This is a genomic window from Enterobacter sp. E1 (assembly GCF_016809815.1).
GTDB classification, from domain to species: Bacteria; Pseudomonadota; Gammaproteobacteria; order Enterobacterales; family Enterobacteriaceae; genus Enterobacter; species Enterobacter adelaidei.
Window position 1 is genome coordinate 96,503 of the sequence record NZ_JAFBJM010000013.1, and the last position, 8,217, is coordinate 104,719.

Here is an 8,217-nt window from a genome sequence, read left to right on the forward strand (position 1 = left end):
AACGGAGCCTGGCTTAACGCCAGGCTTTTTTACGCAAAAAAAAAGCGGACCACGGGGTCCGCAAAAGTTCACGTTGGCTTTAGTTGTTCGAGTTTTGAGAGAAACTCGCTGACGGAGCGGGGTCGTTTTGGGTCAAACACGTGCCGCCTCGTCTATGTGGTGTATTATTCAACAGAATGCTTGATAGGGATAATCGTTCGTTGCTATGCTATCTATCGCCATGAACTATCGTGGCGACGGAGGATGAATAATGAATATTCGTGATCTTGAATACCTGGTAGCGTTAGCCGAGCACCGTCATTTTCGCCGCGCGGCAGATTCCTGCCACGTCAGCCAGCCTACACTGAGCGGTCAGATCCGCAAGCTGGAGGATGAGCTGGGTGTGATGCTGCTGGAGCGCACCAGTCGTAAGGTACTGTTCACCCAGGCAGGTCTTTTGCTGGTTGATCAGGCGCGCACCGTGCTGCGCGAGGTCAAAGTGCTCAAGGAAATGGCAAGCCAGCAGGGGGAAACGATGTCAGGCCCACTGCATATTGGCCTGATCCCAACCGTTGGCCCGTACCTGTTACCGCACATCATTCCGATGCTGCACCAGACGTTCCCGAAACTTGAAATGTACCTGCATGAAGCGCAGACCCATCAGCTGCTGGCGCAGTTAGATAGCGGTAAGCTCGACTGTGCCATTCTGGCGCTGGTCAAAGAGAGCGAAGCCTTTATTGAGGTGCCGCTGTTTGATGAGCCGATGATGCTGGCGATCTATCAAGATCACCCGTGGGCGAACCGCGATCGCGTGCCGATGGCCGATCTGGCCGGCGAGAAGCTGCTGATGCTGGAAGATGGCCACTGCCTGCGCGATCAGGCGATGGGTTTTTGCTTTGAAGCGGGTGCTGATGAAGATACCCATTTCCGCGCAACCAGCCTGGAAACGCTGCGTAACATGGTGGCGGCGGGAAGTGGTATCACACTGCTGCCAGCGCTGGCCGTACCGCGAGAACGCACGCGAGATGGCGTGGTGTACCTGCCGTGCATTAAGCCAGAGCCGCGCCGAACGATTGGCCTGGTTTATCGCCCGGGTTCGCCGCTGCGCAGCCGCTATGAGCAGCTGGCAGAGGCCATCCGGAGTTCAATGGATGGCCACTTTGACAGCGCGTTAAAACAGGCGGTTCAGACCGTTTAGTGCCGCTACCCGATAGGCTTCTGCCATGGTCGGGTAGTTAAAGGTGGTGTTAACGAAGTACTCGATGGTGTTACCACCCCCTTTTTGCTCCATTATCGCCTGGCCGATATGAATGATTTCCGCCGCGCGTTCACCAAAGCAGTGAATACCGAGGATCTCTTTCGTCTCGCGATGGAACAAAATCTTCAGCGTTCCCACACTCATCCCCACGATTTGCGCGCGCGCCAGATGTTTAAACTGGGCACGACCTACCTCGTAAGGGACTTTCATGGCCGTCAGTTGCTGTTCGGTTTTCCCGACTGAGCTAATTTCCGGGATGGTGTAAATCCCTGTCGGAATATCTTCAATCAGATGCGCCGTTGCTTCGCCTTTCACCAGCGCCTGAGCCGCAATGCGTCCCTGGTCGTAGGCTGCTGACGCGAGACTTGGATAGCCAATAACATCCCCGACTGCATAAACGTGCGGCAGGGCGGTCTGGTACATACTGTTGACCTTCAACTGACCGCGACTGTCGGTTTCCAGACCAATGTTTTCCAGCGCCAGCGAATCGGTGTTACCGGTACGGCCGTTGGCATACAGCAGGCAGTCGGCTTTCAGCTTCTTGCCAGATTTCAGGTGCATGATCACACCGTCATCGCAGCCTTCGATTTTCTCGTACTCTTCGTTGTGGCGAATGACGACACCGCTGTTCCAGAAGTGATACGAGAGGGAATCCGACATCTCCTGGTCGAGGAAGGCCAGCAGGCGATCGCGGGTGTTGATCAGGTCAACTTTGACCTCCATGCCCCGGAAGATCGACGCATATTCGCAGCCAATCACCCCAGCGCCATAGATAATCACGTGGCGTGGTTCGTGGTGCAGGCTGAGGATGGAGTCACTGTCGTAGATGCGTGGGTGCGAGAAATCTACATCGGCCGGGTGGTACGGGCGTGAGCCGCAGGCAATAACGAATTTTTCAGCGGTGATGGTTTCAACCGAACCGTCGTGGCATTCGAGCGCCAGGGTGTGCTCATCAACAAAATGCGCGTTACCCTGCAAAATTTCACAGTGGTTACGCTCATAAAACCCCTGACGCATACGTGTCTGCTGGTTAATGACGGTATCCGCGTGATTCAGGATGTCGGCAAAGGATGAACGAAGAAGTCGGGAGTGGTCGCTGTAGAGAGGGTTCTGGTTAAATTCGATAATGCGGCTAACGGCGTGGCGGAGGGCTTTCGAAGGGATGGTGCCCCAGTGGGTGCAACCGCCGCCAACATTATGGTAGCGCTCAATGACCGCTACTCGGGCTCCCTGTTTCACCAGACCCATAGCAGCACCTTCGCCGCCGGGGCCGGAACCAATAACTATTGCGTCGTAATCGTAGGAATGTGGCATGGCAAGGCTTACCTGTTCTTATACATAAAAGCAACAGAATCATAACATCATTGCCAGAGTAACCCAATTATCGTTGTGCTTTTTTCGGGCAGTGAAGCACAAACCGCGCGTAAACAATCATTCACAAAGCCAGGCAAACAGATTAATTTTATTCTCTGGTATAGTGCCATCAGGCCTTTGGAAGGATTCAACTATCGTGATGGGCGTAAGAGCACAACAAAAAGAGAAAACCCGGCGTTCGCTGGTGGAAGCCGCATTCAGTCAACTGAGTGCCGAGCGTAGTTTTGCCAGTTTGAGCCTGCGTGAAGTTGCGCGCGAGGCCGGGATTGCGCCAACGTCCTTCTATCGTCACTTCCGTGATGTGGATGAACTGGGTCTGACCATGGTCGACGAAAGTGGTCTGATGCTGCGTCAGCTCATGCGCCAGGCGCGTCAGCGTATCGCAAAAGGCGGCAGCGTGATCCGCACCTCCGTGTCGACCTTTATGGAATTTATCGGCAATAACCCCAACGCGTTTCGTCTGCTTCTGCGCGAGCGTTCCGGAACCTCTGCGGCGTTTCGTGCTGCCGTCGCGCGTGAAATTCAGCATTTCATCGCGGAACTTGCCGACTATCTTGAACTCGAAAACCATATGCCGCGTGCGTTTACTGAAGCACAGGCTGAGGCGATGGTGACGATTGTTTTCAGCGCGGGTGCCGAAGCGCTGGATATCAGCATTGAACAACGCAAGCAGCTCGAAGAGCGACTGGTATTACAGCTTCGCATGATTTCTAAAGGTGCGTACTACTGGTATCGCCGTGAACAAGAGAAACTGGCACATCAAACCGAAGAGTGAAGGTGAGTAATGAAACAGTCAGGTCAGGATAAAGGGACGCTGTTGCTGGCATTGATCGCTGGCTTATCCATTAATGGTACGTTTGCCGCTATTTTTAGCTCAATCGTACCTTTTTCGATTTTCCCGCTAATTGCACTGGTGCTGACGGTTTACTGTCTGCATCAACGTTACCTGAACCGCACTATGCCGGTCGGGTTACCGGGGTTGGCTGCCGCCTGCTTTATTCTGGGTGTGTTGCTGTATAGCACTGTGGTGCGTGCCGAGTATCCGGATATCGGCTCTAACTTCTTCCCTGCGGTACTGTCTGTGGCGCTGGTGTTCTGGATTGGCTCGCGCATGCGTAGCCGTAAGAGCCAGTTACCAGAGTAATGAATTATTTGTAGGGCAGGTGAGCGAAGCGCCACCTGCCAAAAACGCCAGATAATTACTTCGCCGTGAGCAGTACACCACACTCCATATGGTGCGTATACGGGAACTGATCGAACAGCGCCAGACGTTCAACCTTGTGCGTCTGGCTTAATGTTTCGAGGTTCTTGCATAGCGTCTCCGGATTACAGGAGATGTACAAAATACGCGGGTACGCCTGCACCATTTTTTCGGTTTCGCTGTCCAGGCCACTGCGCGGCGGATCGACAAAAATCGTCTCACACTGGTAGCTCTTCAGATCAATGCCCTGGAGGCGGTTAAACTCGCGTACGCCGTTCATGGCCTGCGTGAACTCTTCTGCGGCCATACGAATGATCTGCACGTTGTCGATATGATTAGCGGCAATGTTGTACTGCGCTGCGACCACCGACGGCTTGGCGATTTCCGTTGCCAGGACGCGATCGAAGTTACGCGCCAGCGCCAGCGAGAAGTTGCCGTTACCGCAGTACAGCTCAAGCAGATCGCCCGTCGACCCTTCCGTCGCCTTCAGCGCCCACTCAAGCATCTGCACGTTCATCGCGGCGTTCGGCTGGGTGAAGCTGTTCTCTACCTGACGATACACCATCTCTTTACCCGCCACCGGCAGACGCTCGTCGATGTAATCCTGATCCAGCATGATTTTGGTTTTGGTAGCACGGCCAATCAGATGAACATTGATGTTCTGCGCGCGCAGCGCATCGCGCAGGGCTTCTGCCTGCTCGCGCCACTCGTCATTCAGCGCTTTGTGATACAGCAGAGAGACAATCGCCTGGTTACTTTGGGTAGTCAGGTAGTCAATCTGGAACAGCTTATTGCGCAGCACTGGGTTGGTGCGCACACCGTCCATAATGTGGGTCATGAGCTGGTTAATCAGCTCGCTTGCCGCCGGAAAACTGTCTACGCGGATACGGGATTTTGTCTGCTGATCAAAAATGATGTGGTACAGGTCGTCACCGTCGTGCCAGATGCGGAACTCGGCGCGCATGCGGTAGTGGCTGACAGGAGAGCGGAACACCTCGGGAACGGGCGCGTTGAAAGGCGTCATCATACTTTGCAGGCGGACAACTTTCTCTGCCAGCTGCGCGTCGTACTGTTCTGTCGGGAGGTGTTCTGGGGTCATGATGCGTCCTGAGTGATAAAGAATTACGCGGGGATTGTAGGCATTGTTCAGGGGATGTCCAGATTTAATGGCTAATAGCTATCTGGACATCTATACGTGTCTAATTGTAGCATTCTGTTTCCGGTCTCCTGAGAGTGAAAAGGGAATCCAGTGTAAATCTGGAGCTGACGCGCAGCGGTAAAGACTGGCGGGATGAGCGTTGTAGACACTGTGAAAATGGGAAGTCTTCATCCTTCTAAAGCCACCTAGCCCGAAGACCTGCCGGGATCACGTCGCATTTGGTTTCATCATCGCGTGCTATAGATGAATCCTGCGGCATCCTTCTTATATTGTGGATGCTTTAACAATGATTAAAAAAGTATCGCTGCTGACGGCGTTGTCCGTCACGGCATTTTCGGGCTGGGCGCAGGATAGCGCAGACTCGTTGGTGGTGACTGCAAACCGTTTTGAACAACCGGCAAAAACCGTTCTGGCTCCGACATCTGTTGTGACGCGTGAAGATATTGAACGCTGGCAGGCAAAGAGTGTGGTGGAAATCATGTCACGTCTGCCTGGCGTGGATATCGCGCAAAGCGGTGGAATGGGCTCGAACTCTTCGACATTTATTCGCGGAACTGAATCTCGCCATGTGCTGGTGCTGATTGACGGTATTCCTTTGAATAACGCCGGGATCAGCAACGTACCTGACCTGAGCCAGATCCCGACTTCCCTGATTCAGCGTATTGAATACATTCGTGGCCCACGTTCGGCCCTGTATGGTTCTGACGCGATTGGCGGTGTGATCAACATCATTACCGGACGCGATAAACCGGGCGCGGAAATTTCTGCAGGTGTGGGGTCTAAGGGTTACCAAACCTATGATGGCTCTTTCCAGCAGGTTCTTGATAAAACCAGGATCACGATGGCGGGTAACTATACCTATACCCGTGGTTTTGATATTGCAGCCCAGGACGCACCGCGTCAGCCTGACCGCGATGGCTTTATGAGTAAGTCACTGTACGGTTCTGTGGAACAGCAGATTACCGACAGCGTGAGCGGCTTCTTCCGTGGTTTTGGTTATGACAACCGCACGGCGTATGACGGTTACGATCACTATGACGCCAACTTTATGGTTGATGGGCGACCGGATACTCGCCAGCTCTACAGCCAGAACTGGGATACGGGACTACGTTACAACCAGGGGATTTTCCAGTCGCAACTGGTGGCGGGTTACGGTCGCAGTAAAGATCAGAACTATGACCCGAAGAAAGGGCGCTATGCTGATTCCGCAACGATGGATGATGTGAAGCAGTACACCACCCAGTGGCTCAATACTGTTGAAGTCGGTCACGGCAACATTGGTGCAGGACTGGACTGGCAAAAGCAGAAGACGCAGGCCGGAACGGGCTACCTGGATAAAGGTTACGAGCAGCGTAATACCGGCGTGTTCGTTTCAGCGATGCAGCAGTTCAACAGCGTGACGCTGGAAGCGGCGGCGCGTAATGACGACAACTCCAACTTTGGTAACCATGGAACATGGCAAACCAGCGCAGCGTGGGAGTTTGTGGATGGTTATCGCGTGATAGCCTCCTACGGTACCGCATTTAAAGCGCCTACGATGAGTCAGATCCACAGTGCGAACTATGGTAATCCGGACCTTAAACCGGAAGAGAGTAAGCAGTGGGAAGGAGGTTTTGAAGGCCTGACGGGACCGGTTAACTGGCGTATTACAGGTTATCGTAATGATATTGATAATCTGATCAGCAGCGATCCGCATACATACCGTTACTACAACGTTGATGAAGCGCGTATCAAAGGCGTGGAAACCACGGCGCAGTTTGACACTGGCCCGGTAGGCCATCAGATTTCTTACGATTATGTTGACCCACGTAATGCGAAAACCAACGAAGTCCTGGCACGCCGCTCTAAGCAGCAGGTTAAGTATCAGCTTGACTGGCAGGTCTGGGATCTCGACTGGAATCTGGCGTACCGTTATCTGGGAACTCGTTACGACGTTGCGATCGATCCGAATACCTATGCGTCAGAACGTGTGAAAATGGGTGGCGTAAGTTTGTGGGATATCGCAGTTTCATATCCTGTCACCTCTCACCTCACAGTTCGTGGTAAAATAGCCAATCTGTTCGATAAAGATTACGAGACAGTTTATGGCTATCAAACTGCAGGACGGGAATACACCTTGTCTGGCAGCTACACCTTCTGATCCGCGTCCCACTGTACTGGTGTTTGATTCCGGCGTTGGTGGGCTTTCGGTCTATGATGAGATTCGGCATCTCCTGCCGAATCTCCATTACATCTACGCTTTTGATAACGTCGCTTTTCCGTACGGGGAAAAAAGCGAAGAGTTTATTGTTGAGCGTGTGGTTGAAATTGTTACCGCGGTACAAAAGCGTTACCCCCTTGCGCTGGCGGTTATCGCCTGCAATACGGCGAGTACGGTTTCCCTTCCTGCCTTGCGTGAAAAATTCCAGTTCCCGGTTGTGGGCGTCGTTCCTGCAATAAAGCCAGCCGCGCGTCTGACGGCGAACGGTATCGTTGGTTTGCTGGCAACACGTGGCACCGTGAAGCGTCCTTATACGCGTGAACTGATCGACCGATTTGCTAATGAATGCCAGATAGCAATGCTCGGATCGGCGGAGCTTGTCGAAATGGCTGAAGCGAAGTTGCATGGACACGCTGTTTCGCTGGAAGAGCTGCGCCGCATTTTGCGCCCGTGGTTGCGGATGCCGGAGCCGCCAGACACCGTTGTTCTGGGATGTACCCATTTCCCTCTTTTACAGGAAGAGCTTCTGGCTGTTCTGCCAGAGGGGACTCGTCTGGTGGATTCCGGTGCGGCCATTGCGCGTCGTACTGCCTGGCTGTTGGAACATGAAGCGCCAGATGCAAAATCTACCGATGCAAATATCGCTTTTTGTATGGCGATCACAAAAGAAACTGAACAACTTTTGCCCGTTTTACATCGTTACGGCTTTGAAACGCTCGAAAAACTGGCGTTGTAGCACGGTTTTGAGCAAAAAAGAGGCGGTTGAAAGTTTTTTTCAAAAGAGGGGTTGTCAACGTCTGAGAACTCCCTATAATGCGCCTCCACTGACACGGAACAACGGCTTACAAGCCGCCGGGTTAGCGGGGTTCAGAGATGAACACCAACAGAGAAAAGTGAAAATAATCGCTTGACTCTGAATGAGGAAAGCGTAATATACGCCACCTCGCAACGGTGAGCTGAAAGCCGCGTTGCAACTGCTCTTTAACAATTTATCAGACAATCTGTGTGGGCACTCAAAGTGACATGGATTCTTAACGTCCTCGGAC

Annotated in this window: 7 protein-coding genes and 1 riboswitch; of the genes, 5 read left to right on the top strand and 2 right to left on the bottom strand. The window is 53.0% G+C overall.

Annotation, left to right across the window (positions count from 1 at the left end; translation table 11 throughout):
- The first annotated feature begins 250 nt into the window (after window positions 1–250).
- Window positions 251–1,177 carry a DNA-binding transcriptional regulator OxyR gene (gene oxyR / locus JGF26_RS21450; RefSeq protein WP_028018090.1) on the top strand — a complete coding sequence of 309 codons (927 nt, stop codon included), beginning with the start codon at window positions 251–253 and terminating at the stop codon, window positions 1,175–1,177.
- Here the strand turns inward: oxyR and sthA are convergent.
- Complete coding sequence (sthA, locus tag JGF26_RS21455; protein ID WP_028018089.1) at window positions 1,151–2,551, bottom strand: Si-specific NAD(P)(+) transhydrogenase; 1,401 nt, start codon at window positions 2,549–2,551, stop codon at window positions 1,151–1,153. The two genes, oxyR and sthA, sit on opposite strands and share 27 nt — an antisense overlap.
- A gap of 196 nt (window positions 2,552–2,747) precedes the next feature.
- On the opposite strand from sthA, the gene fabR reads away from it, so the two are divergent.
- Window positions 2,748–3,386, top strand: coding sequence for an HTH-type transcriptional repressor FabR (fabR, locus tag JGF26_RS21460; protein ID WP_028018088.1), 639 nt, complete (start codon window positions 2,748–2,750; stop codon window positions 3,384–3,386).
- A 9-nt stretch (window positions 3,387–3,395) separates the two neighbouring features.
- Window positions 3,396–3,755 (top strand): YijD family membrane protein, encoded by a 360-nt coding sequence (locus tag JGF26_RS21465; protein WP_008501783.1) that lies wholly within the window; start codon window positions 3,396–3,398, stop codon window positions 3,753–3,755.
- Between the two features lie 55 nt (window positions 3,756–3,810).
- Here the strand turns inward: JGF26_RS21465 and trmA are convergent, their stop codons facing one another.
- Window positions 3,811–4,911, bottom strand: coding sequence for a tRNA (uridine(54)-C5)-methyltransferase TrmA (gene trmA, locus JGF26_RS21470; RefSeq protein ID WP_134708673.1), 1,101 nt, complete (start codon window positions 4,909–4,911; stop codon window positions 3,811–3,813).
- 104 nt (window positions 4,912–5,015) lie between these two features.
- A riboswitch (cobalamin riboswitch) is annotated at window positions 5,016–5,192 on the top strand.
- 65 nt (window positions 5,193–5,257) lie between these two features.
- Here trmA and btuB point away from each other — a divergent pair.
- Window positions 5,258–7,111, top strand: a complete 1,854-nt coding sequence (gene btuB, locus JGF26_RS21475) for a TonB-dependent vitamin B12 receptor BtuB (protein WP_134708671.1) — start codon at window positions 5,258–5,260, stop codon at window positions 7,109–7,111.
- Entirely contained in the window at window positions 7,056–7,907 is an 852-nt protein-coding gene (gene murI, locus JGF26_RS21480; protein ID WP_028018084.1) for a glutamate racemase, read from the top strand. The genes btuB and murI overlap by 56 nt, the downstream gene beginning before the upstream one ends.
- The last annotated feature ends 310 nt before the right edge of the window (window positions 7,908–8,217 follow it).

Excerpts from the sequence above, each read along its gene's own strand:
- oxyR (WP_028018090.1), top strand. The coding sequence starts at position 251 with ATGAATATTCGTGATCTTGAATACCTGGTAGCGTTAGCCGAGCACCGT.
- sthA (WP_028018089.1), bottom strand. The coding sequence starts at position 2,551 with ATGCCACATTCCTACGATTACGACGCAATAGTTATTGGTTCCGGCCCC.
- JGF26_RS21465 (WP_008501783.1), top strand. The coding sequence starts at position 3,396 with ATGAAACAGTCAGGTCAGGATAAAGGGACGCTGTTGCTGGCATTGATC.
- trmA (WP_134708673.1), bottom strand. The coding sequence starts at position 4,911 with ATGACCCCAGAACACCTCCCGACAGAACAGTACGACGCGCAGCTGGCA.
- btuB (WP_134708671.1), top strand. The coding sequence starts at position 5,258 with ATGATTAAAAAAGTATCGCTGCTGACGGCGTTGTCCGTCACGGCATTT.
- murI (WP_028018084.1), top strand. The coding sequence starts at position 7,056 with ATGGCTATCAAACTGCAGGACGGGAATACACCTTGTCTGGCAGCTACA.